The sequence below is a fragment of the Pseudomonas tehranensis genome (assembly GCF_014268615.1).
Lineage (GTDB): Bacteria > Pseudomonadota > Gammaproteobacteria > Pseudomonadales > Pseudomonadaceae > Aquipseudomonas > Aquipseudomonas tehranensis.
Genome location: NZ_JABWQV010000060.1, coordinates 1 through 23690, shown reverse-complemented (window position 1 = coordinate 23690; position 23690 = coordinate 1). Strand labels below are relative to the sequence as shown.

At 59.9% G+C, this 23690-nt stretch carries 18 protein-coding genes and 1 pseudogene; 16 read left to right on the top strand and 3 right to left on the bottom strand.

Annotation, left to right across the window (positions count from 1 at the left end; genetic code table 11):
• The first annotated feature begins 88 nt into the window (after window positions 1-88).
• The 8 genes from dnaE (at window position 89) to ispD (ending at window position 11620) form a co-directional block, all read left to right on the top strand.
• Window positions 89-3610: a DNA polymerase III subunit alpha gene (gene dnaE, locus HU811_RS12080; RefSeq protein WP_186656057.1), complete on the top strand. Its 3522-nt coding sequence runs from the start codon at window positions 89-91 to the stop codon at window positions 3608-3610.
• 151 nt (window positions 3611-3761) lie between these two features.
• Window positions 3762-4709, top strand: coding sequence for an acetyl-CoA carboxylase carboxyltransferase subunit alpha (locus tag HU811_RS12075; RefSeq protein ID WP_092401185.1), 948 nt, complete (start codon window positions 3762-3764; stop codon window positions 4707-4709).
• A gap of 133 nt (window positions 4710-4842) precedes the next feature.
• The gene (gene tilS, locus HU811_RS12070) at window positions 4843-6147 is read left to right on the top strand and encodes a tRNA lysidine(34) synthetase TilS (protein ID WP_186656054.1); all 1305 of its coding nucleotides are present in this window, start codon (window positions 4843-4845) and stop codon (window positions 6145-6147) included.
• A 298-nt stretch (window positions 6148-6445) separates the two neighbouring features.
• Window positions 6446-8077, top strand: coding sequence for a CTP synthase (gene pyrG, locus HU811_RS12065; protein ID WP_092401179.1), 1632 nt, complete (start codon window positions 6446-6448; stop codon window positions 8075-8077).
• Window positions 8078-8081: 4 nt separating this feature from the next.
• A complete protein-coding gene (gene kdsA / locus HU811_RS12060) occupies window positions 8082-8927 on the top strand; it encodes a 3-deoxy-8-phosphooctulonate synthase (RefSeq protein ID WP_092401176.1) in 846 nt (281 codons plus the stop codon).
• Window positions 8928-9177: 250 nt separating this feature from the next.
• Window positions 9178-10467 (top strand): phosphopyruvate hydratase, encoded by a 1290-nt coding sequence (eno, locus tag HU811_RS12055; protein WP_092401173.1) that lies wholly within the window; start codon window positions 9178-9180, stop codon window positions 10465-10467.
• A 170-nt stretch (window positions 10468-10637) separates the two neighbouring features.
• Window positions 10638-10916, top strand: coding sequence for a cell division protein FtsB (ftsB, locus tag HU811_RS12050; protein ID WP_047227579.1), 279 nt, complete (start codon window positions 10638-10640; stop codon window positions 10914-10916).
• Window positions 10913-11620, top strand: coding sequence for a 2-C-methyl-D-erythritol 4-phosphate cytidylyltransferase (gene ispD / locus HU811_RS12045; RefSeq protein WP_092401169.1), 708 nt, complete (start codon window positions 10913-10915; stop codon window positions 11618-11620). The genes ftsB and ispD overlap by 4 nt, the downstream gene beginning before the upstream one ends.
• 135 nt (window positions 11621-11755) lie before the next feature.
• On the opposite strand, the gene HU811_RS12040 is transcribed toward ispD, so the two are convergent.
• Entirely contained in the window at window positions 11756-12652 is an 897-nt protein-coding gene (locus HU811_RS12040; protein ID WP_047227581.1) for a LysR substrate-binding domain-containing protein, read from the bottom strand.
• 107 nt (window positions 12653-12759) lie between these two features.
• On the opposite strand from HU811_RS12040, the gene HU811_RS12035 reads away from it, so the two are divergent.
• From HU811_RS12035 to rpoS, 8 genes and pseudogenes are all read left to right on the top strand, one after another.
• The gene (locus tag HU811_RS12035; protein ID WP_025212132.1) at window positions 12760-13872 is read left to right on the top strand and encodes an S-(hydroxymethyl)glutathione dehydrogenase/class III alcohol dehydrogenase; all 1113 of its coding nucleotides are present in this window, start codon (window positions 12760-12762) and stop codon (window positions 13870-13872) included.
• An 8-nt stretch (window positions 13873-13880) separates the two neighbouring features.
• Window positions 13881-14729: an S-formylglutathione hydrolase gene (gene fghA / locus HU811_RS12030; RefSeq protein WP_186656048.1), complete on the top strand. Its 849-nt coding sequence runs from the start codon at window positions 13881-13883 to the stop codon at window positions 14727-14729.
• 94 nt (window positions 14730-14823) lie between these two features.
• Window positions 14824-15297, top strand: coding sequence for a 2-C-methyl-D-erythritol 2,4-cyclodiphosphate synthase (ispF, locus tag HU811_RS12025; RefSeq protein ID WP_186656046.1), 474 nt, complete (start codon window positions 14824-14826; stop codon window positions 15295-15297).
• A complete protein-coding gene (truD, locus tag HU811_RS12020; protein WP_092454168.1) occupies window positions 15294-16352 on the top strand; it encodes a tRNA pseudouridine(13) synthase TruD in 1059 nt (352 codons plus the stop codon). Before ispF ends, truD begins: the two co-directional genes overlap by 4 nt.
• Window positions 16340-17089: a 5'/3'-nucleotidase SurE gene (surE, locus tag HU811_RS12015; protein WP_047227585.1), complete on the top strand. Its 750-nt coding sequence runs from the start codon at window positions 16340-16342 to the stop codon at window positions 17087-17089. The genes truD and surE overlap by 13 nt, the downstream gene beginning before the upstream one ends.
• 41 nt (window positions 17090-17130) lie before the next feature.
• Window positions 17131-17766, top strand: coding sequence for a protein-L-isoaspartate(D-aspartate) O-methyltransferase (locus HU811_RS12010; RefSeq protein ID WP_186656043.1), 636 nt, complete (start codon window positions 17131-17133; stop codon window positions 17764-17766).
• Between the two features lie 226 nt (window positions 17767-17992).
• Complete coding sequence (locus HU811_RS12005; RefSeq protein WP_092401154.1) at window positions 17993-18838, top strand: peptidoglycan DD-metalloendopeptidase family protein; 846 nt, start codon at window positions 17993-17995, stop codon at window positions 18836-18838.
• Window positions 18839-18944: 106 nt separating this feature from the next.
• Window positions 18945-19952 (top strand): annotated as a pseudogene (rpoS, locus tag HU811_RS12000) (RNA polymerase sigma factor RpoS).
• A 497-nt stretch (window positions 19953-20449) separates the two neighbouring features.
• Here the strand turns inward: rpoS and fdxA are convergent.
• Together fdxA and mutS are read right to left on the bottom strand one after the other, a co-directional pair.
• Window positions 20450-20773 (bottom strand): ferredoxin FdxA, encoded by a 324-nt coding sequence (gene fdxA / locus HU811_RS11995; RefSeq protein WP_186656040.1) that lies wholly within the window; start codon window positions 20771-20773, stop codon window positions 20450-20452.
• Between the two features lie 139 nt (window positions 20774-20912).
• The gene (mutS, locus tag HU811_RS11990; protein WP_177193377.1) at window positions 20913-23480 is read right to left on the bottom strand and encodes a DNA mismatch repair protein MutS; all 2568 of its coding nucleotides are present in this window, start codon (window positions 23478-23480) and stop codon (window positions 20913-20915) included.
• Window positions 23481-23690 lie beyond the last annotated feature (210 nt).

Genomic DNA, 23690 nt, shown 5'->3' with positions numbered 1-23690 from the left:
TCGCAGCCTGCGGCAGCTCCTACATGTTTTACCCAAGGCCCGGTACAATCCGGGCCTTGTTGTTTTCATGACTTAACGCAGGATCACTATGCCGGCTTCATTCGTTCATCTACGCCTGCACACTGAATACTCCCTGGTCGATGGCCTGGTGCGGATCAAGCCACTGGTCAAGACCCTGGTGGGCATGAACATGCCTGCTGTGGCGGTCACCGACCAGAACAACATGTGTTCGCTGGTCAAGTTCTACAAAAATGCCATGGGCGCCGGGATCAAGCCGATCTGCGGGGCTGACCTGTGGCTGTCGAACAAAGACCCGGACGCGCCGCTGAGCCGGATCAGCCTGCTGGTGATGAACGCTGTGGGCTATCGCAACCTCACCGAGTTGATCTCCCGCGGCTTTATCGATGGCCAGCGCAATGGCTCGATCATCATTGAGCGCGAATGGGTAGCCGAGGCCAATGAAGGTCTGATCATGCTGTCAGCGGCCAAGGAGGGTGAAATCGGCCTGGCCCTGCTCAGTGGCAATCCAGAAGAAGCCGAGACCCTGGCCCGCGATTGGATGGCGGTGTTCCCGGACCGCTTCTACATTGAAGTGCAACGCACCAATCGCCCCAACGACGAAGAACACCTGCATGCCGCCGTGGCCCTGGCCGACCGGATCGGCGCGCCGCTGGTGGCGACCAACGATGTGCGTTTCATCAAGCAGGAAGATTTCGAAGCCCACGAGACCCGCGTCTGTATCGGTGAAGGCCGCGCGCTCGATGATCCGCGTCGTCCGAAGAATTACAGCGATCAGCAATACCTCAAAAGCGCCGAGGAAATGGCCGAGCTGTTCAGTGACCTGCCCGAAGCGCTGGAAAACACCGTCGAGATCGCCAAGCGCTGCAACATCGAAGTGAAACTGGGCAAGCACTTCCTGCCCAACTTCCCAATCCCCGATGGCATGACCATCGACGAATATTTCCGCAAAGTGTCCTTCGATGGCCTGGACGAGCGCCTCAGCGTTCTCTTGCCCAAGGACACCACCGAAGATTACGAAGCCAAGCGCCAGGTCTATGTCGACCGGTTGAATTTCGAGCTGGATATCATCATCCAGATGGGCTTCCCCGGTTACTTCCTGATCGTGATGGACTTCATCCAGTGGGCCAAGAGCAACGGCGTGCCGGTGGGGCCGGGCCGGGGGTCGGGTGCAGGCTCCCTGGTGGCTTACGTCCAGAAGATCACCGACCTCGATCCGTTGGAATATGACCTGCTGTTCGAACGTTTCCTCAACCCGGAACGGGTGTCCATGCCCGACTTCGACGTCGACTTCTGCATGGACGGTCGCGACCGGGTGATTGATTACGTGGCCGAGAAGTACGGCCGCAACGCGGTGAGCCAGATCATTACCTTCGGTTCCATGGCCGCCAAGGCTGTGGTGCGTGACGTGGCGCGGGTGCAGGGCAAGTCCTACGGTTTGGCGGATCGTCTGTCGAAGATGATTCCGTTCGAAGTCGGCATGACCCTGGAAAAAGCCTACGAGCAGGAAGAGATCCTGCGGGACTTCATCAAGGTCGATGAAGAAGCCGCGGAAATCTGGGAAATGGCCCGCAAGCTTGAAGGCGTGGTGCGTAACGTCGGCAAGCACGCCGGGGGCGTGGTGATCGCGCCGACCAAGCTGACGGACTTCTCGCCGATCTATTGCGATGAAGAGGGCGACGGCCTGGTGACCCAGTTCGACAAGGACGACGTCGAGGCAGCGGGCCTGGTGAAGTTCGACTTCCTCGGGCTGCGCACCCTGACGATCATCGACTGGGCGCTGAAAACCATCAACCGTGATCGGGCCAAGGTCGGCGAAGCGCCGCTGGACATCGCGTTTATTCCGCTGGACGACAAACCGACCTACAGCCTGTTGCAAAAAGCCGAAACCACGGCGGTGTTCCAGCTTGAATCCCGGGGCATGAAGGAGCTGATCAAAAAGCTCAAGCCCGACTGCCTCGAAGACCTGATCGCACTGGTGGCCCTGTTTCGTCCGGGCCCGCTGCAATCGGGCATGGTGGATGACTTCATCAACCGTAAGCACGGGCGCGCCGAGCTGGCGTACCCGCACCCGGATTATCAGTACGACGGCCTCAAGCCGGTACTGGCACCGACCTACGGCATCATCCTGTACCAGGAACAGGTGATGCAGATTGCCCAGGTCATGGCCGGCTACACCCTCGGCGGCGCGGACATGCTGCGTCGGGCGATGGGCAAGAAAAAACCCGAGGAAATGGCCAAGCAGCGCGGTGGTTTCATCGAGGGTTGTGCGAACAACGGCATCGACGCGGACCTGGCCGGTAACATCTTCGACCTGGTGGAAAAATTCGCCGGTTACGGCTTCAACAAATCCCACTCGGCCGCCTACGGCCTGGTGTCGTACCAGACCGCCTGGCTGAAGGCTCACTACCCGGCGCCGTTCATGGCCGCGGTACTGTCGGCGGATATGCACAACACCGACAAGGTCGTGACCTTGATCGAAGAAGTGCGGACCATGAAGTTGCGCCTAGACGCGCCGGACGTGAACGCTTCGGAGTTCAAGTTCACGGTAAACGACGAAGGCCGCATCATTTATGGACTGGGGGCGATCAAGGGCGTGGGTGAAGGACCGGTGGAAGCCATCACCGAAGCCCGTCAGGACGGCCCGTTCAAGGACCTGTTCGATTTCTGCGCGCGGGTCGATCTCAAACGCATCAACAAGCGCACCCTGGACGGTTTGATTCGCAGTGGCGCGCTGGACCGTCTGGGCCCGTATTTCCAGGATGAACCCAAGGCCTACCAGGCCAACATTGACCGCAACCGCGCGGTGCTGCTGGCGGCCATGGAAGAAGCGATCAAGGCCGCTGAGCAAACGGCCCGGACCCACGACAGTGGCCATGCCGACCTGTTCGGTGGCCTGTTCGTTGAGGAAGATGCCGATGTCTACGGCAATCATCGCAAGGCCAAGGAGCTGACCCTCAAGGAACGCCTCAAGGGTGAGAAGGACACCTTGGGCCTGTACCTGACCGGGCACCCGATCGACGAATACGAAGGCGAGATCCGTCGGTTCGCCCGCCAGCGCATCATTGATCTGAAGCCGGCGCGTGACACGCAGACCGTCGCCGGTATGATCATTGCCCTGCGGGTCATGAAAAACAAAAAGGGCGACAAAATGGGCTTCATTACCCTCGACGACCGCTCCGGGCGCATCGAGGCGTCGTTGTTTGCCGATGCGTTCCATTCGGCCCAGTCGCTGTTGCAGACCGACGCGATGGTGGTGGTGGAAGGCGAAGTCAGCAACGACGATTTTTCCGGTGGCCTGCGGCTGCGGGTCAAGCGGGTGATGAGCATGGAAGATGCCCGGACAAACCTGGCCGAGAGTCTGCGTCTGAAGTTGCAGACCCAGGATCTCAAGGGCGATCAGCTACGCTGGCTGGGGGAGTTGTTCAAGCGCCATCGCGGTGCTTGCCCGATTACCATGGAATACGTGCGCCCCGACGCCAAGGCTGTGTTGCAGTTCGGCGAAGGCTGGCGGATCGATCCGGCGGATGCGTTGATTCAAGCCTTGCGTGACCAGTTCGGCAAAGACAACGTCTTCCTCCAATACCGTTGACGGCCAGGTGCCACTCTTGAACCTTGGAGCGGCCCTGATCTCGACCCGAATTTTTAATCTCGACCTGAACGCGCCTCTCCCTTAAGGTAGGGCGCGAATAGACAACCGGCCGGCCCAAGCTCTCTTGGACGTCGACCCAAGACGGACGCCTATGAACCCGAATTTTCTAGATTTCGAACAGCCGATCGCCGACCTGCAAGCCAAGATCGAAGAGTTGCGCTTGGTCGGTAATGACAATTCGCTGAATATCGGCGATGAAATCTCTCGTCTGCAGGACAAAAGCCGCACGCTGACCGAAGACATCTTCGGCAAGCTGACCAGCTGGCAGATCGCCCGCCTGGCGCGTCATCCGCGTCGTCCATACACCCTGGACTACATCGAGCACATCTTTACTGAGTTCGATGAGTTGCATGGCGACCGCCACTTCTCCGACGACGCCGCGATCGTCGGCGGCGTTGCCCGTCTGGACGACCAGCCGGTGATGATCATCGGCCATCAGAAGGGCCGGGAAGTCCGCGAAAAGGTGCGCCGCAACTTCGGCATGCCGCGGCCGGAAGGCTATCGCAAGGCGTGCCGCCTGATGGAAATGGCCGAGCGCTTCAAAATGCCGATCCTGACCTTCATCGACACACCGGGCGCATATCCGGGCATCGACGCCGAAGAACGCAACCAGAGCGAAGCGATCGCCTGGAACCTGCGCGTGATGGCACGGCTGAAAACTCCGATCATCGCCACCGTGATCGGCGAAGGCGGTTCCGGCGGTGCGCTGGCCATTGGTGTCTGCGATCAACTGAACATGCTGCAATATTCCACCTACGCGGTGATTTCGCCGGAAGGCTGCGCCTCGATCCTGTGGAAAACTGCCGAGAAGGCGCCGGATGCGGCCGAAGCCATGGGCATCACCGCTGAGCGCCTCAAAGGCCTGGGCATCGTGGATAAAGTGATCAGCGAGCCTGTAGGCGGCGCTCATCGTGATCCGGCCGAGGCAGCGGCGTTGATTCGTGCCGAGCTGAGTTCGCAACTGTCGATGCTCAAGAAGTTCGACAATGACGCGCTGCTGGCCCGTCGCTATGAGCGGCTGATGAGCTACGGCCTCTAAGTCGAGCGCGATACCCATGTGGGAGCGGGCTTGCTCGCGAAGGCGGAGTGTCAGTCGACATAATCGTTAACTGATGCACCGCATTCGTGGGCAAGCCCGCTCCCACATTTGATTGGTGTGTAGGCCAGTTTCTATGAATCAGCCCAGGATTGATCTGCCAACCCGGCTCCTCACACAACTGTCCCCCTGGCGCGACGCTACCACCTGGCGCATCGCCTTCTCCGGTGGCCTCGATTCCACCGTCCTGCTGCACCTGCTCGCGTCTCTCTCCAAAACCCAAACCCTGCCACCGCTATGTGCTATCCACGTTCATCATGGCCTTCAGGCTGTGGCCGATGCATGGCCGGACCATTGTCACTCGGTCTGCAAGGCCCTTGGGGTGCCTCTTGAAGTAGTGAACGTGCAAGTCCCGCCCGGCGCCAGCGTCGAGCGTGCCGCCCGGGAGGCGCGTTATGGTGCCTTCGTGGCGCGGCTCCACAGCAATGAAGTGCTGCTCACTGCCCAGCACCGTGACGATCAGGCTGAAACCCTGTTGTTTCGTTTGTTGCGCGGGGCAGGGGTGAGGGGCTTGTCGGCGATGCCGAGGCAGCGTCCTTTGGGCCAGGGGTATTTGCTGCGACCCTTGCTCGATGTGTCCCGGGCGGAGCTGGAGGCCTACGCAACGCAACAGGGCTTGAGCTGGGTCGAGGACCCTTCCAACGACGATCATCGCTACGCGCGCAATTTCCTGCGTCAGCGAGTTGTCCCGGTATTGACCGAACAATGGCCTCAGACCTCGGCGACCCTGGCCCGCAGCGCTGCTCATCTGAGTGAGGCCCAAGGCTTGCTGGATGACCTGGCGCGAATAGATCTGGAACGAGCCATTACGCCCGGCGTGTTCGACTGGCTGGGGTTGCGGTCGCTTGAGTTGGCCCCGTTGCGAGCCTTGTCGCCGGCCCGTCAGCGTAATGCGTTGAGTCATTGGCTAGTTTCGATGACAACGCTGCCTGACAGCGATCATTGGTCTGGCTGGGATTCGCTGCGCGATGCAGCGGACGATGCCCGGCCGATCTGGCGGCTGGCCGGTGGTGAACTGCACCGCGCCGTCGGGCGCATCTGGTGGTTATCCGACCGCTGGCTGCGACCGGCCGCAGGCCCCGTAGAATGGCCGCTGACTGCTCAAGCATTGGCCCTGCCAGACAACGGCACGGTGACCCTCGACGGTAAAATGCCCGACGGAGCGCTCTGCGTCCGCTATCGTCAGGGAGGTGAAACCATGATGTTGCCCGGCCGTGGCCACCGGGACCTCAAGCGTTTGCTCAACGAAAGTGGCGTGCCGGCGTTTGCGCGCGGTCGATTGCCGCTGCTGTATCGGGACGAGCAATTGCTGGCAGTGGCTGGCTTACCAGGACTCGACAGCGGCATTGATGGCAACTGGCAACTGATCTGGCAGCCATGAAACCAAGATCTGGGTTTGAGCTGAAAGGGGCTTTCCGGTAGACTACGCTCCCTTCTTGATACAACTTCTGTGGATTCGCCTGAATTGCAGGAGTTGCCGATTACCAAGCAGTCTTTGCTGGGCGATTCCAAAAAATGTGTAGCGAGCAACGTACCGGTGATTTCACTTCCGGTCTGTCCCAACGCGGCGGTTTTTTTGAAAGGTGCACTGTGATTAATGCAGGTGATCGGGGGCTTCGGCCTTCCTTCGCTTTCCCCGGCGGCTCGGACCGCTTTAACGCAGACTTCTAGGGTTTTTCATGACGCGCTACATATTCGTCACGGGCGGTGTTGTTTCTTCATTGGGGAAAGGCATTGCCTCGGCTTCATTGGCGGCCATCCTGGAGGCGCGGGGACTTAAGGTCACCATGCTCAAGCTGGACCCGTACATCAACGTCGACCCGGGCACCATGAGCCCGTTCCAGCACGGTGAAGTGTTCGTCACCCACGACGGCGCCGAGACCGACCTGGACCTTGGCCACTACGAGCGGTTCATCCGCACGACGATGACCCAGAACAACAACTTCACCACCGGCCGTGTCTACGAGCACGTGCTGCGCAAAGAGCGCCGTGGTGATTACCTGGGGGCGACCATCCAGGTCATCCCGCACATCACCGACGAAATCAAGCGCCGCATCATCAAGGGTGCCGGCGACGCCGACGTGGCGATGGTCGAAATCGGCGGCACCGTGGGTGACATCGAATCCCAGCCGTTCCTCGAAGCCATCCGCCAGTTGCGTTTCGAAATCGGCGCCAAGCGCGCGATGCTGATGCACCTGACCCTGGTTCCGTACATCGCCACCGCTGGCGAGACCAAGACCAAGCCCACCCAGCACTCGGTCAAGGAACTGCGTTCCATCGGCCTGCAGCCAGATGTGCTGATCTGCCGCTCCGATCACCCGATCGATATTTCTTCGCGTCGCAAGATCGCCCAGTTCACCAACGTTGAAGAGCGTGCGGTGATCGGCCTGGAAGACGCTGACACCATCTACAAGATCCCGGGCATCCTGCACTCCCAGGGCCTGGACGATTTCGTCGTCGAGCGTTTCGGCTTGCAGTGCGCCAGCGCCGACCTGTCCGAATGGGAAGCGGTGGTCGATGCCAAGCTCAACCCGGAACACGAAGTCACCATCGCCATGGTCGGCAAGTACATGGAGCTGCTGGATGCCTACAAGTCGCTGATCGAGGCGATGAGTCACGCCGGTATCAGCAACCGTACCAAGGTCAATCTGCGCTATATCGACTCCGAAGACATCGAGAACCAGGGCACCGGTCTGCTCGAAGGCGCCGATGCGATCCTCGTGCCGGGCGGCTTTGGCCTGCGGGGCGTGGAAGGCAAGATCACCGCTGTTCAATACGCTCGCGAAAACAAGGTGCCGTACCTGGGCATCTGCCTGGGCATGCAAGTGGCGGTCATCGAGTTCGCCCGTAACGTGATGGGCTGGAAGGACGCCAACTCCACCGAGTTCGATCGCGCCAGCGGTCACCCGGTCGTGGGCCTGATCACCGAGTGGGAAGATGCCACCGGCGCTGTGGAAGTGCGCACCGAAACGTCCGACCTGGGCGGCACCATGCGCCTCGGCGCCCAGGAATGCCTGCTTGAAGCCGGCTCCAAGGTGCACGATTGCTACGCCAAGGACGTGATCGTCGAGCGTCACCGTCACCGCTACGAAGTGAACAACAACCTGCTGCCGCAACTGATCGAAGCCGGCCTGAAAATCTCCGGCCGTTCCGGTGACGGCGCGCTGGTGGAAGTGGTGGAAGCTCCGGATCATCCATGGTTCGTCGCTTGCCAGTTCCACCCCGAGTTCACCTCGACGCCCCGGGACGGCCACCCGCTGTTCAGTGGTTTCGTGAAAGCCGCTTTGGCTCAACACCAGAAGAAGGCATAAAACGATGGCCCAGAAGATCATTCGCGTCGGCGACATCGAGATTGCCAACGACAAGCCCATGGTGCTGTTCGGCGGCATGAACGTACTGGAAAGCCGCGACATGGCGATGCAGGTCTGCGAGGAGTACGTGAAGGTCACCCAGAAACTGGGCATCCCTTATGTCTTCAAGGCCAGCTTCGACAAGGCCAATCGCTCGTCCGTGAGCTCTTACCGTGGCCCGGGCCTGGAAGAGGGCATGCGCATCTTCCAGGACATCAAGCAAGCCTTTGGCGTGCCGATCATCACCGACGTCCACGAGCCTGCCCAGGCCGCCGTGGTCGCCGAGGTCTGCGACATCATCCAGTTGCCGGCCTTCCTGTCGCGCCAGACCGACCTGGTGGTCGCGATGGCCAAGACCGGTGCGGTGATCAACATCAAGAAAGCCCAGTTCCTCGCGCCCCAGGAAATGAAGCACATCCTGAGCAAGTGCGAAGAGGCCGGCAATGACCAGTTGATCCTCTGCGAGCGTGGTTCGAGCTTCGGCTACAACAACCTGGTGGTGGACATGCTCGGCTTCGGCATCATGAAGCAGTTCGAATACCCAGTGTTCTTCGACGTGACCCACGCGCTGCAAATGCCCGGTGGTCGTTCCGATTCCGCTGGGGGGCGTCGCGCCCAGGTCACCGACCTGGCCAAGGCCGGCATGAGCCAGTCCCTGGCAGGTCTGTTTCTTGAGGCCCATCCGGACCCGGACAATGCCAAGTGTGACGGCCCTTGTGCCTTGCGCTTGAACAAGCTGGAACCGTTCCTGTCTCAGCTCAAGGCGTTGGACGAACTGGTCAAGAGTTTTCCGACGATAGAAACCGCGTAACGCGGTTTTCTCCGGTAAAGTACCGCTCGATTATCGCTTTGGCCCGCTGGCCGCACTGCTTTTGTGGGAGCATGGCTTGCCAGCGATGACGTCTTTCGGGACCGTCGTCGGCAAGCCTTACTCCTTGTGGCGAGGGAGCTTGCTCCCGCTGGAGCGCGGAGCGCTCCCCATCCAGGCTCTTGGCTGCATCGCAGCTGAGCGTGAGCAAGTTTTCTGCAACGTTCTAGTCAACTTTGGAGTGTTTACAACAATGGCAAAAATCGTCGACATCAAAGGTCGTGAAGTTCTCGACTCCCGTGGCAACCCCACTGTTGAAGCGGACGTGCTTCTCGACAACGGTATCATCGGCAGCGCCTGCGCGCCGTCCGGTGCTTCCACTGGCTCGCGCGAAGCGCTGGAGCTGCGTGATGGCGACAAGAGCCGTTACCTGGGCAAGGGCGTGCTCAAAGCCGTCGCCAACATCAACGGTCCGATCCGCGACCTGTTGCTGGGCAAGGATCCTGCCGACCAGAAAGCCCTCGATCACGCGATGATCAAGCTCGACGGTACCGAAAACAAAGCCACGCTGGGCGCCAACGCGATCCTCGCCGTGTCCTTGGCCGCTGCCAAGGCTGCCGCCCAGGACCAGGACCTGCCGCTGTACGCACACATCGCCAACCTCAACGGTACCCCGGGTGTCTACTCGATGCCGGTGCCGATGATGAACATCATCAACGGTGGCGAGCATGCCGATAACAACGTCGACATCCAGGAATTCATGGTCCAGCCGGTGGGCGCCAAGTCCTTCTCCGAAGGTCTGCGCATGGGCACCGAGATTTTCCATCACCTCAAAGCCGTGCTGAAGGCCCGTGGCCTCAGCACTGCCGTTGGCGACGAAGGCGGTTTCGCACCGAACCTGGCGTCCAACGAAGACGCGCTGAAAGTGATCTCCGAAGCCGTGGCCAACGCCGGTTACACCCTGGGCACCGACGTGACCCTGGCCTTGGACTGCGCCGCCAGTGAGTTCTACGAAGACGGCAAGTACAACCTGTCCGGCGAAGGCCAGATCTTCACCGCCGAAGGTTTCGCCGATTACCTCAAGGGCCTGACCGAACGCTACCCGATCATCTCCATCGAAGATGGCCTGGACGAGTCCGACTGGGCTGGCTGGAAAATCCTCACCGACAAGATCGGCGAAAAAACCCAGCTGGTGGGCGACGATCTGTTCGTGACCAACACCAAGATCCTGAAAGAAGGCATCGACAAGAAGATCGCCAACTCGATCCTGATCAAGTTCAACCAGATCGGCACCCTGACCGAAACCCTGGAAGCCATCCAGATGGCCAAGGCTGCTGGCTACACGGCTGTGATCTCCCACCGCTCCGGCGAAACCGAAGATTCGACCATTGCCGACCTGGCCGTGGGCACTGCGGCAGGCCAGATCAAGACCGGTTCGCTGTGCCGTTCCGATCGCGTCTCCAAGTACAATCAACTGCTGCGTATTGAAGAGCAGTTGAACGGCAAGGCCAAGTACAACGGTCGTGCCGAGTTTCGCGGCTAAGCAGTAAATGGTAAAAAGACAGCGGATTGTGTCGAAAAGGTCGCCCTGGCGGCGGTTTTGCCTCTAATCTGATGCCTTATCAAGCACAAGCCTGGTTTTTCCAGGCTTCGTGCTATCAGACGCTTCAAAGTGTGGCATGGCTGTCTTTTTCACTGGATACCTGAGATTCGATGCGCAGTCCCAATTGGTTGTTTCTTGTCTTGCTCCTGTTGCTGGCTGGCCTGCAGTACCGCCTATGGGTGGGTAATGGCAGTTTGGCGCAAGTGGCGGACCTGACTCAGCAGATTGCCGAACAGCATGCCGAAAACGAGGCGTTGCTGGAGCGCAACCGGGTGATGGACGCCGAAGTCAGTGAGTTGAAAAAAGGCATGGAGACCGTTGAAGAGCGGGCTCGCCATGAACTGGGCATGGTCAAGGAGGGCGAAACCCTCTACCAGTTGGCCCAATGAGTATCCGTTTGCCGGCCTTCTGGGCCGTGATTCCTGCCGCGGGCGTTGGAGCTCGTATGGCCGCGGACCGTCCCAAGCAATACCTGCAACTGGGCGGGCGCACAATTCTCGAACACAGCCTTGGCTGTTTCCTCGATCATCCGACCGTAAAAGGCGTGGTGGTCAGTGTTGCACACGACGACCCTTATTGGCCGACCCTGGCCTGTGCCAGCGATACGCGCATCCAGCGTGTGGACGGCGGCGAACAGCGTTCGGATTCGGTGCTCAATGCCTTGCTGCATCTTCACGGGCAGGGTGCCGATGATCACGATTGGGTATTGGTGCACGACGCCGCCCGGCCCAACTTGGCCCGGGACGATCTGGACACATTGCTCAGGGAACTGGCGAATGATCCGGTCGGCGGTCTCTTGGCTGTGCCGGCGCGTGACACCCTCAAGCGAGTCGACAAGCACGGCCGTGTAGTGGAAACCGTTGACCGCAGCGTTATCTGGCAAGCCTACACACCGCAAATGTTTCGTCTCGGTGCCTTGCACCGGGCCCTGGCTGACAGCCTGGTGGCCGATGCGCTGATTACCGATGAAGCGTCCGCCATGGAATGGGCGGGGCAAGCGCCACGGCTGATCGAAGGGCGGGCCGATAACCTCAAGGTCACACGCCCTGAAGATCTGGAGTGGTTGCGTCAGCGTTGGGCGAATCGCCATTAAGTGAAATCGCCATCGCGAGCAGGCTCGCTCCCACAAGGAACTTTGGCTGTACACAAAATTTGTAGCCGCTGAAAATCCAGTGTGGGAGCGAGCCTGCTCGCGATAGCAATCGCTCAGATAACATAAAAACCAGTGTTACCCCCGATACTCCGGCCGCTGGGCCAACCCCTCCTTCAAGTAATCCACCAACTTGCGCACCTTCGGCGACAAATGCCGTTGCTGCGGATACAACGCCCACACCGCTGTATTCGGCGGCTGGTGAGCCTCTAACAGCGATATCAACGCCCCGCTGTGCAAATGCTCCAACACGTAATAATCCGGCAACTGACACAATCCCACCCCTTGCAAAGCCGCATCCAGCACCGCCTGCCCGCTGTTACAACGCCAGTTTCCCTGCACTCGTTGGGAAAATTCCCGCCCGTTCTGCTCCAGTTGCCAGAGATCGGAGCTGCCGATCAGGCAGTTGTGGCGGCTCAATTCCGACAAGCTATGGGGGCGACCGTAGCGCTCCAGGTAGGACGCCGATGCGCACAGGTACATGCGCCGTGGCGCCAGGCGCGTGGCAACCAGGCGTGAGTCCTGCAAACGGCCCAGGCGAATCGCCAAGTCCAGGCCTTCGTGAACCAGATCGAGGGGGCGGTTGCTCAGTTCGATGTCCACCCGCAATTGCGGATAAAGCGTCATGAACCGTGTCACCAGCGGCACGATGAACCGCTCGCCGTAGGCCACGGCACAGGTCATGCGCAACATGCCCTTGGGTTCGCTGGTGAGGTCGCCCACCGCTCGCAGTGCTTCTTCGCGTCCATCCTGCAAACGCTGGCAATGCTGCAAGAACGTCTGTCCGGCCTCGGTCAGGGTGACCCGGCGGGTACTGCGATACAGCAGTCGTGTCTGCAGACGCTCTTCGAGCCGTACGATTTGTCGACTGATGTGGGAAGACGAAACGCCCAGGCGTTCGGCTGCGGCGGTGAATTGGCTGCATTCGGCCACGGCGACGAACTCGTCAATCCCCTCCCAGCGGTTATCGGACATGAATGATTATCCCTATACAGCAATAATGTTTTGCTTTTGATTGGATTATTCATCGTCCGGTGAGGGATTACACTCCCTGTCTTGTTTTTATTTGCTGGAGACTCCCCATGATCAAATCACGCGCGGCCGTTGCCTTCGAGGCCAAGAAACCCCTGGAAATCGTTGAAGTCGACGTCGCCATGCCCAAGGCGGGCGAAGTGTTGCTGCGCGTGGTGGCCTCGGGTGTCTGCCACACCGATGCCTACACCTTGTCGGGCGCTGACCCGGAAGGGATCTTTCCCTCTATTCTCGGCCATGAAGGCGGCGCAATTGTCGAAGCCATCGGCGAAGGCGTGACGTCGGTTGCGGTGGGCGATCATGTGATTCCGCTGTACACGCCGGAATGCGGGCAGTGCAAGTTCTGTAAGTCGGGCAAGACCAACTTGTGTCAGGCGATTCGCGCCACCCAAGGCAAAGGCCTGATGCCGGATGGCACCTCGCGCTTTTCCTACAAGGGTGAGACGATTTTCCACTACATGGGGACCTCGACGTTCTCCGAATACACCGTATTGCCAGAAATTTCCGTGGCGAAAATCCCCAAAGAAGCGCCGCTGGAAAAAGTCTGCCTGCTGGGTTGCGGCGTCACCACCGGTATTGGTGCGGTCCTCAACACCGCCAAGGTCAAGCCAGGTGACACCGTGGCGATCTTCGGCCTGGGCGGCATTGGCCTGTCGGCAGTGATTGGTGCGGTGAAAGCCAAGGCATCGCGCATCATTGCCATCGACATCAACCCGGCCAAGTTCGAAATCGCCAAGCAACTGGGTGCCACCGATTGCGTCAACCCGAAAGATTTCGACCGTCCGATCCAGGAGGTCATCGTCGACATGACTGACGGCGGTGTGGACTTCTCCTTCGAGTGCATCGGCAATGTCCAACTGATGCGCGCCGCGCTGGAATGCTGCCACAAGGGCTGGGGCGAGTCGGTGATCATCGGTGTGGCCGGTGCCGGCCAGGAAATCGCCACCCGTCCGTTCCAGTTGGTGACCGGTCGCGTCTGGCGCGGTTCGGCGTTTGGCGGCGTGCGCGGGCGCAGCGAATTGCCAAGCTACGTAGAAATGGCCGAGAAGGGCGAGATTCCGCTGGATACCTTCATCACCCACACCATGGGCCTGGAAGATATCAACAAGGCGTTCGACCTGATGCATGAAGGCAAGAGCATCCGTACCGTTATTCATTTCTGAGGTCGGTCATGAGCCTTGAAAATATCTCCTGCCAGAAAAGCTTCGGCGGCTGGCACAAGCGTTACCGGCATCGTTCCGAAGTGCTTGGTTGTGACATGGTGTTTGCCGTGTACCTGCCGCCCCAGGCCGAGCAGGGCGGCAAGTTGCCCGTGGTGTATTGGTTGTCCGGATTGACCTGCACCGACGAGAATTTCATGCAAAAGGCCGGCGCCCAGCGTATGGCCGCCGAACTGGGCCTGATTATTGTTGCGCCGGACACCAGCCCGCGCGGCGCCGACGTACCGGGCGATCCGGACGGTGCCTGGGACTTCGGCCTGGGGGCGGGGTTTTATCTGAACGCCACGCAGGAACCGTGGGCGCGGCACTATCGGATGCATGACTACGTGGTGCAGGAATTGCCCACCTTGGTCGAAGCGCATTTCCCGGCCTCGGATAAGCGCGGCATCAGTGGTCACTCCATGGGTGGCCACGGCGCGTTGGTCTGCGCTTTGCGTAACCCAGGGCGTTACCGCTCGGTGTCGGCCTTTTCGCCGATCAACAACCCGATGGACTGCCCGTGGGGTCAGAAGGCGTTCTCTCGTTACCTGGGAGAGGACCGCTCGAAGTGGCGTGAGTGGGATGCTTGTGCATTGATCGCCGAAGCCGACGAGAAGCTGCCGTTGCTGGTGGATCAGGGCGACCGCGATGATTTCCTGGCCAACCAGCTCAAGCCCGAAGCCCTGCAGCAAGCGGCCAGGGCCGCGGGTCATCCGTTGGAACTGCGCTTGCAGCCGGGCTACGACCACAGCTACTTCTTCATCGCCAGCTTCATTGAGGATCACTTGCAACATCATGCCCACGCTTTAGGGGGCGCTTAGTCGGTTTCCCCTTGGCGGGGGAGCTAATTGAGGGCGCTCCCTACGCTGAATGCAGGTAGAATCACGCCCTGACAAAAATCGGGGCGTTTTTTATATGCGTATTGGCCACGGCTACGATGTTCACCGTTTCGCTGAAGGCGACTTCATTACTCTGGGCGGCGTGCGTATTGCACACGGCTTCGGGCTGCTCGCGCATTCTGACGGTGACGTCCTGCTGCACGCCTTGAGCGACGCCTTGCTGGGCGCGGCCGCGCTGGGTGATATCGGCAAACATTTCCCCGACACCGACCCGCAATTCAAGGGCGCCGACAGCCGGGTGCTGCTGCGCCATGTCGTTTCGCTGATCCACGCCAAGGGCTGGACAGTCGGCAATGTCGATAACACCATCGTCGCCCAGGCACCGAAAATGGCGCCGCACATCGAAGCGATGCGTCGGTTGATTGCCGAGGATCTGCAAGTCGAGCTGGACCAGGTCAACGTGAAAGCCACCACCACCGAGAAACTGGGTTTCGTCGGTCGCGAAGAAGGCATTGCCGTTCATAGCGTTGCCTTGTTGCTGCGCCCATGACCGAACTTGAACTATTGGGCCCCCGTGCCTACGGCGAGTCGCTGGGCAGCGCCGTACTCAAGGCCACTGCTGAAGACTTCCAGGTCGACGAAGTGCTCGACATCCCGCTGACGGGCGAAGGCGAGCACTTATGGATCTGGGTTGAAAAACGCGGTTTGAACACTGAAGAGGCGGCCCGACGAATTGCCAAGGCCGCCGGCGTATCGTTGCGCACCGTCAGTTATGCCGGTCTCAAGGACCGCCAGGCGCTGACCCGCCAGTGGTTCAGCGTCCAGTTGCCGGGCAAGGCCGACCCGGACCTGTCGGCGGCAGAAAACGAAACGCTGAAGATCCTCAAGACCGGTCGCCATAAACGCAAGCTGCAACGCGGCGCGCACTCGGCCAATGGCTTCACTCTGCGCCTGACCCAGTTCAAGGGGGACGTGGCCGCCATCGAGGCGCGGCTGCAACAGATTACGCGCCAGGGCATCCCCAATTATTTCGGCGCCCAACGGTTCGGGCATGACGGCGGTAACCTCGTCGATGCCCGCGCCTGGGCGGCGCGCAAGGCTTTGCCGGAACAGCGCAATGTGCGTTCACGGCTGTTGTCCACCGCCCGCAGTTTTCTGTTCAACCGGGTGTTGGCGGCGCGGGTTGCCGACGGCACCTGGCAGCAGGCGCAGGTCGGCGACTTGCTGGCCTTCACCGACAGCCGCAGCTTTTTCCCGGCGGGTGAAGCTGAATGCAGCGATCCACGCCTGGCGATCCTCGATCTGCACCCGACCGGGCCGCAGTGGGGCGAGGGACCTTCGCCTGCCGCCGGCGCGACCTTTGAGTTGGAACAGGCCATCGCCGAGAGCGAAGCCGACCTGCGCGACTGGTTGATAAACGCGGGAATGAGTCACGAACGTCGCATCCTGCGACTGCCCATTGGCGGCCTGTCGTGGCATTATCCCCAGCCTGACATTCTGCAACTGGAATTCGTCCTGCCGGCCGGATGTTTCGCCACTGTCTTGGTGCGCGAACTCGTCGATCTGGTGCCGGTGGGGCAGACGGACAGCCCATGCGTATTCTGATTTCTAACGACGACGGGGTGACAGCACCCGGCCTTGCCGCGCTTTATGCTGCGCTGGCGGATTTTGCCGAATGCGTGGTCATTGCCCCGGACCAGGATAAAAGCGGCGCCAGCAGTTCGCTGACGCTCGACCGACCATTACACCCGTGTTATCTGGATAATGGTTTCATCAGCCTCAACGGCACCCCGACCGACTGCGTGCACCTGGGCCTCAACGGCTTGCTGGAGCGTGAGCCGGACATGGTGGTTTCGGGCATCAACCTGGGTGCTAACCTGGGCGATGACGTGCTTTATTCCGGCACCGTGGCCGCCGCCCTTGAGGGACGTTTCCTCGGGCATCCGTCGTTTGCCTTTTCGTTTGTTTCGCGGCAAGTCGATAATTTGCCTACTGCCGCGTACTTCGCCCGCAAGTTGGTCGAGGCCCATGGCGAATTGGACCTGCCACCGCGCACGGTGCTGAACGTGAACATTCCGAACCTGCCACTGGATCACATCCGAGGCATCCAGCTCACTCGCCTGGGGCATCGTGCCCGAGCGGCCAAGCCCATGCAGGTGGTCGATCCCCGGGGCAAGGCCGGTTACTGGATCGCCGCCGCTGGTGATGCCGAGGATGGCGGGCCGGGCACCGATTTTCATGCAGTGATGCAAGGCTATGTCTCGATCACGCCGTTGCAGCTGGATCGCACCTTCAACGATGCTTTTCGAACGCTCGATGGCTGGCTGGAGGGGCTGCGCTGATGGCTCGCGAGCAAGACGACATACTGCGCCGCGGAATCGGCATGACCTCCCAACGTACCCGGGAGCGGCTGATTCAACGGCTCTATGAAGAAGGCCTTTCCAACGCCCAGGTGCTGGAAGTGATTCGCCGCACCCCACGGCATTTGTTCGTCGATGAAGCCTTGGCCCATCGCGCCTACGAAGACACCGCATTGCCGATCGGCCACAACCAGACCATTTCCCAGCCTTATATGGTGGCCCGCATGAGCGAGTTGCTGCTGGAGGCGGGGCCGCTGGACAAGGTGCTGGAGATCGGCACCGGTTCGGGATACCAGACGGCGGTGTTGGCGCAGCTGGTGGAGCGGGTATTTTCCGTGGAGCGGATCAAGGTGCTGCAGGATCGCGCCAAGGAACGTCTGGTGGAACTGAACCTGCGCAATGTGGTGTTTCGCTGGGGCGATGGCTGGGAAGGCTGGCCGGCCTTGGCACCTTATAACGGCATCATCGTGACCGCCGTTGCCACTGATGTGCCCCAGGCCTTGCTGGATCAACTCGCGCCCGGCGGCCGGCTGGTCATTCCGGTGGGGGCTGGTGAAGTCCAGCAATTGATGCTGATCGTGCGCGAAGAACATGGGTTTTCTCGCCACGTACTGGGGGCGGTTCGCTTCGTTCCGTTGCTTAACGGGCCATTGGCCTGAGCATTTATAAACAGACGCTGAATTCCGTAGCGTGGGTCGTGTCTTACATCGGCACTGATCTTGTCACCGTTGTTTGGTTAAACGGATTCCAACGGCGTCGAGCAAACGTGTGCGCCAGCGCCTCGCGCTTCTTTAATAGAGGTGGGGTTGCGGCCAGCTATATTTGTAATACCGTTGCCTGCATGGGCAGTTTCCAATTTTTCAACCACCACAAAGGGAGCGGCGGGTGAGTCTCACAGTCATTGCGCAGCGTATGGGTATCACGAGCTTTCAGCGCCTGGTGACTGGCCTTGTCTTGAGTACCTTGCTGGTCGGTTGCTCCAGTACCCCATCGGGTAACGTCCGGGTTGTCGATCGCACCAACGCAACGCCTCAACGTCCTACAGTAACGACCGGTCAGTATGTAGTCCGTCGCGGTGATACGCTGTTTTCCATCGCTTTTCGCTATGGCTGGGACTACAAAGCCCTCGCTGCGCGAAACAACATTCCTGCGCCTTATACGATTCATCCGGGTCAGAGAATTCGCTTTGATGGGCGTAGTGGTTCAACGCCTACCGCGGTGGTCACTCAGTCCGGTTCGACGACTTCGTCGTCGAGTAAAACCACGGTGATTCGCCGTCCGGTCGGTGCTGCAACGGCAACAGTACCGTCCGTCGCGAGCAAACCGGCACCTGCTCCTACCCCTGCGGCAGGCCCCAGCCCGAGCGGCTGGGGATGGCCTTCTAATGGCGTTCTGATTGGAAAATTCTCTTCAAACGGTAGTTTGAATAAAGGAATTGATATCGCCGGGGATTTGGGACAGCCTGTTTTGGCCGCGTCTGATGGCACGGTTGTGTACGCCGGGAGTGGTTTAAGGGGCTACGGCGAACTCGTGATCATCAAACACAGCGATACCTACGTCAGTGCCTACGGTCACAACCGCAGGCTGTTGGTTCGGGAGGGGCAGCAGGTCAAGGTCGGGCAAAAAATTGCCGAAATGGGATCAACGGGAACGGACCGGGTGAAACTGCATTTTGAGATTCGCCGACAAGGTAAGCCAGTCGATCCGCTGCAATTCCTGCCACGTCGTTGATTTGATTGTCAGCCTGTTCCGTCACGTAGAGGGAACAGGCTCCAGCGTTGCCAAGGATAAAGGCGTCGCTTGAGCTTGAGGTCGAACTCACCAAAGGACTATAACAATGGCTCTCAGTAAAGAAGTGCCGGAGTTTGACATCGACGATGAGGTTCTCCTTATGGAGACCGGCATCGCTATGGATTCGATGTCGAATGATGAAGGGGCGACTCCACCTTCCGTTCGTGCCAAATCCAGACACTCCGCTTCGCTTAAACAACATAAGTACATCGACTACACACGGGCGCTGGACGCCACTCAGCTGTACCTCAACGAAATCGGCTTCTCGCCGCTGCTCTCCCCCGAGGAAGAAGTTCATTTTGCGCGTCTGTCGCAAAGTGGCGATCCGGCCGGGCGAAAACGCATGATTGAAAGCAACCTGCGCCTGGTGGTGAAAATCGCCCGACGTTACGTCAATCGTGGACTATCGCTGCTGGACCTGATCGAAGAGGGTAATCTGGGGCTGATTCGCGCTGTCGAGAAATTCGACCCCGAGTGAGGCTTCCGTTTCTCGACCTACGCGACCTGGTGGATTCGTCAGACCATCGAGCGGGCGATCATGAATCAGACCCGGACCATCCGGTTGCCGATCCATGTGGTCAAGGAGCTGAACGTCTACCTGCGGGCTGCCCGTGAACTCACCCAAAAGCTCGACCACGAACCCTCGCCCGAAGAGATCGCCAACCTGCTGGAAAAACCGGTGGGCGAGGTCAAGCGCATGCTTGGGCTCAACGAGCGGGTTTCTTCGGTTGACGTCTCACTGGGTCCGGACTCGGATAAAACCCTGTTGGACACACTCACCGATGACCGACCTACCGACCCTTGCGAGCTGCTCCAGGATGATGACTTGTCCCAGAGCATCGACCAGTGGCTCTCGGAGCTCACGGACAAGCAACGGGAAGTGGTGATTCGCCGCTTCGGCTTGCGCGGTCATGAAAGCAGCACCCTTGAAGATGTGGGCCTGGAAATCGGGCTGACCCGTGAGCGGGTCAGGCAGATTCAGGTCGAAGGCCTCAAGCGTCTTCGGGAGATCCTGGAGAAGAACGGCCTATCGAGCGAGTCGTTGTTCCAATAAACAGGAACGCGCGCGTAATAGGAAAAGCCCTGACTGGTTCGGGGTTTTTTCGTTTCTGTGCCGGCTGTTGCAGTGCTTACGTTGTTTGTCGTCTTGGTGTGTAAGCTTTTGCCTAGTGTTGCGTAAGCGTTTGGTTTTCCGGCGGAGGGATAGACGACTATAAAGGTCGTCGTATTTTTCATATTTTATTGATATATAAGGGTATTTATCTGTATTTCAGTGCTGAGACAGGGCCGGGCGACGGTGTGAGGCCAATTGCACTCGCCGAGGAAAATACTAATATCAGTCCTGTGTCGACGGACAGACACACCTGTCACGGACGATGGGGAAGGAAGGACATCGCAGGACGCGATTCATCAGGACGATGAAAAGGATCAAAGGGATTAGGGAAAAAATGTGGGCGGGTCAAACCGCCCCTTTTTTTTGCCTGCGATTTAGTGAATTCGAGAAAACAAAAAGGCCCGCAAGGGGCCTTTTTCGACGAACGCAGGGTGATATCAGCGTTCGAGGTCTTTGAGCTTGTCTGGCTTGCCATCCCACTCTTTGGCTTCTGGCAGCTCGTCTTTCTTTTCGGTGATGTTCGGCCAGATATCCGCCAGCTCGGCGTTCAGCTCGATGAAGTTTTCCATGCCGGCCGGCACTTCGTCTTCCGAGAAAATGGCGTTCGCCGGGCATTCCGGTTCACACAGGGCGCAATCGATGCACTCGTCCGGGTGAATGACCAGAAAGTTCGGCCCTTCGTAAAAGCAGTCCACCGGACAGACTTCTACGCAGTCGGTGTACTTGCACTTGATGCAGTTGTCGGTGACGACGAAGGTCATTCTAATTCTCTCCTCAGGCGCGGCGTGCTGCGCCCCTTCACGTGGGGGCGTAGGTTCGGGAGCGATAGTCTGCGGACCAGGCTAAAAGTCCGCAGCATCCCAAACCGCGCGAGATTCTAACAGCTTGCAAGCCCGTGCGTTAGATCCGTGTCTTCAATGTATAGAGCAATTCAAGTGCCCGACGGGGCGTCAGGTCGTCCAGATCCACTTTGGCCAGTTCATCGAGCACCGGATGCGGCAGGCTGGCGAACAGGTCGCTCTGCTGCGGAGCAGCCGGTTTGCCTTTGCTCGGGCGCGGTGCTTCGTGGGGCAAGCTGGTGGTTTCCAGCCGGCTCAAGTGCTCGCGGGCACGGCTGATCACTTCGCTCGGTACGCCGGCCAGTTGCGCGACTGCCAGGCCGTAACTCTGGCTCGCCGGGCCGGGCAGCACGTGATGCAGGAACACGATGCGCTCGTTGTGCTCGGTGGCATTGAGATGCACGTTAGCCACCAGTGGCTGGCTTTCTGGCAGCACCGTCAGTTCGAAATAGTGGGTGGCGAACAGGGTGTAGGCCCGCAGGTGCGCCAGGCGTTCGGCCGCCGCCCAGGCCAGGGACAGGCCGTCGAAGGTGCTGGTGCCGCGTCCGACTTCGTCCATCAGCACCAGGCTGCGTTCGGTGGCGTTGTGCAGAATGTTCGCGGTTTCGCTCATTTCCACCATGAACGTCGAACGCCCGCCGGCCAGGTCATCGCTGGAGCCGATACGGGTAAAGATCCGGTCCACCAGGGACAATTCGCAGCTGGCTGCCGGCACGAAACTGCCGATGTGGGCCAGCAGCACGATCAACGCGGTCTGGCGCATATAGGTGGATTTACCGCCCATGTTCGGACCGGTGATTACCAACATGCGGGTGTTGTCATCCAGGCTCAGGTCGTTGGCCACGAACGGCGTGGTCAATACCTGTTCGACCACCGGATGACGGCCTTGGCTGATGCGCATGCACGGCTCGCTGACAAACCGCGGGCAGTTGAGGTCCAGGTTGAGCGCGCGTTCGGCCAAGTTACTCAGCACGTCCAGCTCCGCCAGGGCGCCGGCGGTGTCCTGCAGCGGCGGCAGTTGGCTGATCAAGTCTTCGAGCAGCGCCTCATAGAGCATCTTTTCCCGGGCCAGGGCGCGGCTCTTGGCCGACAGCGCCTTGTCTTCGAAGGCCTTGAGTTCCGGGGTAATGAAGCGCTCGGCACCCTTGAGGGTTTGGCGGCGAATGTAGTCAGCCGGCGCCTGTTCAGCCTGTTTGCTCGGCAATTCGATGAAGTAACCGTGGATGCGGTTGTAGCCGACCTTGAGATTGGCCAGGCCCGTACGGGCTTTTTCCCGGGCTTCGAGGTCGATCAGGAACTGCCCGGCGTTCTCGCTCAGCGATTGCAATTCGTCGAGTTCGGCGTCGTAGCCGGTTTTCAGCACACCGCCGTCACGGATCACCGCCGGCGGGTTGTCGATAATGGCTTTTTCCAGCAGCGCAGCCAGCTCCGGGTAAGTGCGGGTGGTGCGCGCCAGTTGTTGCAGGTGCGGCGCTTCCAGGTCGGTCATCGCCACCTGAAGCTCGGGCAGGGCACCGAGGGCATCGCGCAGGCGCGCCAGGTCACGGGGGCGGGCGTTGCGCAGGCCGATACGGGCGAGGATCCGCTCGATGTCACCGATTTCCTTGAGTTGCGGTTGCAATTGTTCGAAGCGATAACGATCCAGCAGGCAGGTAATGGAGCTCTGACGCGCCAGCAGCACCGTCAGGTCCCGCAACGGACGGTTCAGCCAACGGGTCAGCAGACGGCTACCCATCGCGGTCTGGCAGCGATCGACCACCGATTGCAGGGTGTTGTCGCGCCCTCCGGCCAGGTTGGTGTCCAGTTCCAGGTTGCGTCGACTCGCGCCGTCCAGCACCACGGTGTCATCCAGGCGCTCATGACGCAGGCTGCGCAAGTGGGGCAGGGCGGTGCGCTGGGTTTCCTTGGCGTAGGCCAGCAGGCATCCGGCAGCGCCAATAGCCAGGGTCAGGTTTTCGCAGCCGAAGCCTTTGAGGTCCTGGGTGGAGAACTGCTGGCAGAGACTTTTCAGCGCCGAGTCGCGCTCAAAATCCCACGGCGCCCGACGACGCACGCCACGGCGTTTTTCCGCCGGCAGGTCTTTGGGCCAGTCGTCCGGGATCAGCAATTCAACCGGATTGACCCGCTCCAGCTCCGCCAGCAGGTTTTCCCAACCCTTGATTTCCAGCACCGAGAAATTGCCGCTGGTGATGTCCAGCACGGCGAGGCCGAACAGGCGTTCGTCGCCCAGCACGGCAGCGATCAGGTTGTCCCGGCGTTCATCCAGCAAGGCTTCATCACTGACCGTACCCGGCGTGATGATGCGCACTACCTGGCGTTCCACCGGTCCTTTGCTGGTGGCCGGGTCGCCGACCTGCTCGCAGATCACCACCGACTCACCGAGCTTGACCAGCTTCGCCAGGTAACCTTCCGCCGCGTGGTAAGGAATCCCACACATCGGAATCGCCATGCCCGCCGATTGCCCACGCGCCGTCAGGGTGATGTCCAACAACTTGGCGGCCTTCTTCGCATCCTCATAGAAGATCTCGTAGAAGTCGCCCATGCGGTAGAACATCAACTGATCGGGGTGCTGATTCTTCAATCGCCAGTATTGCTGCATCATCGGCGTGTGGGAGGACAGGTCGTTCACGGCTGTATTCATGGGTGTCAGGGAGGCTCGTTGAAAGGTGTGGGGCAAAAGGAGGGGCATTGGCCCGGCTTTTCCGCGATGGGCGCAAGGTTAACATGGGCGGTCTGGTGCTACCCAGCGTTTGGGATTGTGTGCATATCCGTTGCTGCGGTAGCGGCTGCTGACGGTTCCGCCCTGACGGCGGGTCACTTTCGAAAAGCGCGAAAGTAA

Excerpts from the sequence above, each read along its gene's own strand:
- fdxA (WP_186656040.1), bottom strand. The coding sequence starts at position 20,773 with ATGACCTTCGTCGTCACCGACAACTGCATCAAGTGCAAGTACACCGAC.
- HU811_RS12035 (WP_025212132.1), top strand. The coding sequence starts at position 12,760 with ATGATCAAATCACGCGCGGCCGTTGCCTTCGAGGCCAAGAAACCCCTG.
- kdsA (WP_092401176.1), top strand. The coding sequence starts at position 8,082 with ATGGCCCAGAAGATCATTCGCGTCGGCGACATCGAGATTGCCAACGAC.
- ftsB (WP_047227579.1), top strand. The coding sequence starts at position 10,638 with ATGCGCAGTCCCAATTGGTTGTTTCTTGTCTTGCTCCTGTTGCTGGCT.
- eno (WP_092401173.1), top strand. The coding sequence starts at position 9,178 with ATGGCAAAAATCGTCGACATCAAAGGTCGTGAAGTTCTCGACTCCCGT.
- tilS (WP_186656054.1), top strand. The coding sequence starts at position 4,843 with ATGAATCAGCCCAGGATTGATCTGCCAACCCGGCTCCTCACACAACTG.
- dnaE (WP_186656057.1), top strand. The coding sequence starts at position 89 with ATGCCGGCTTCATTCGTTCATCTACGCCTGCACACTGAATACTCCCTG.
- HU811_RS12075 (WP_092401185.1), top strand. The coding sequence starts at position 3,762 with ATGAACCCGAATTTTCTAGATTTCGAACAGCCGATCGCCGACCTGCAA.
- fghA (WP_186656048.1), top strand. The coding sequence starts at position 13,881 with ATGAGCCTTGAAAATATCTCCTGCCAGAAAAGCTTCGGCGGCTGGCAC.
- ispD (WP_092401169.1), top strand. The coding sequence starts at position 10,913 with ATGAGTATCCGTTTGCCGGCCTTCTGGGCCGTGATTCCTGCCGCGGGC.
- HU811_RS12040 (WP_047227581.1), bottom strand. The coding sequence starts at position 12,652 with ATGTCCGATAACCGCTGGGAGGGGATTGACGAGTTCGTCGCCGTGGCC.
- pyrG (WP_092401179.1), top strand. The coding sequence starts at position 6,446 with ATGACGCGCTACATATTCGTCACGGGCGGTGTTGTTTCTTCATTGGGG.
- ispF (WP_186656046.1), top strand. The coding sequence starts at position 14,824 with ATGCGTATTGGCCACGGCTACGATGTTCACCGTTTCGCTGAAGGCGAC.
- truD (WP_092454168.1), top strand. The coding sequence starts at position 15,294 with ATGACCGAACTTGAACTATTGGGCCCCCGTGCCTACGGCGAGTCGCTG.
- HU811_RS12010 (WP_186656043.1), top strand. The coding sequence starts at position 17,131 with ATGACCTCCCAACGTACCCGGGAGCGGCTGATTCAACGGCTCTATGAA.
- surE (WP_047227585.1), top strand. The coding sequence starts at position 16,340 with ATGCGTATTCTGATTTCTAACGACGACGGGGTGACAGCACCCGGCCTT.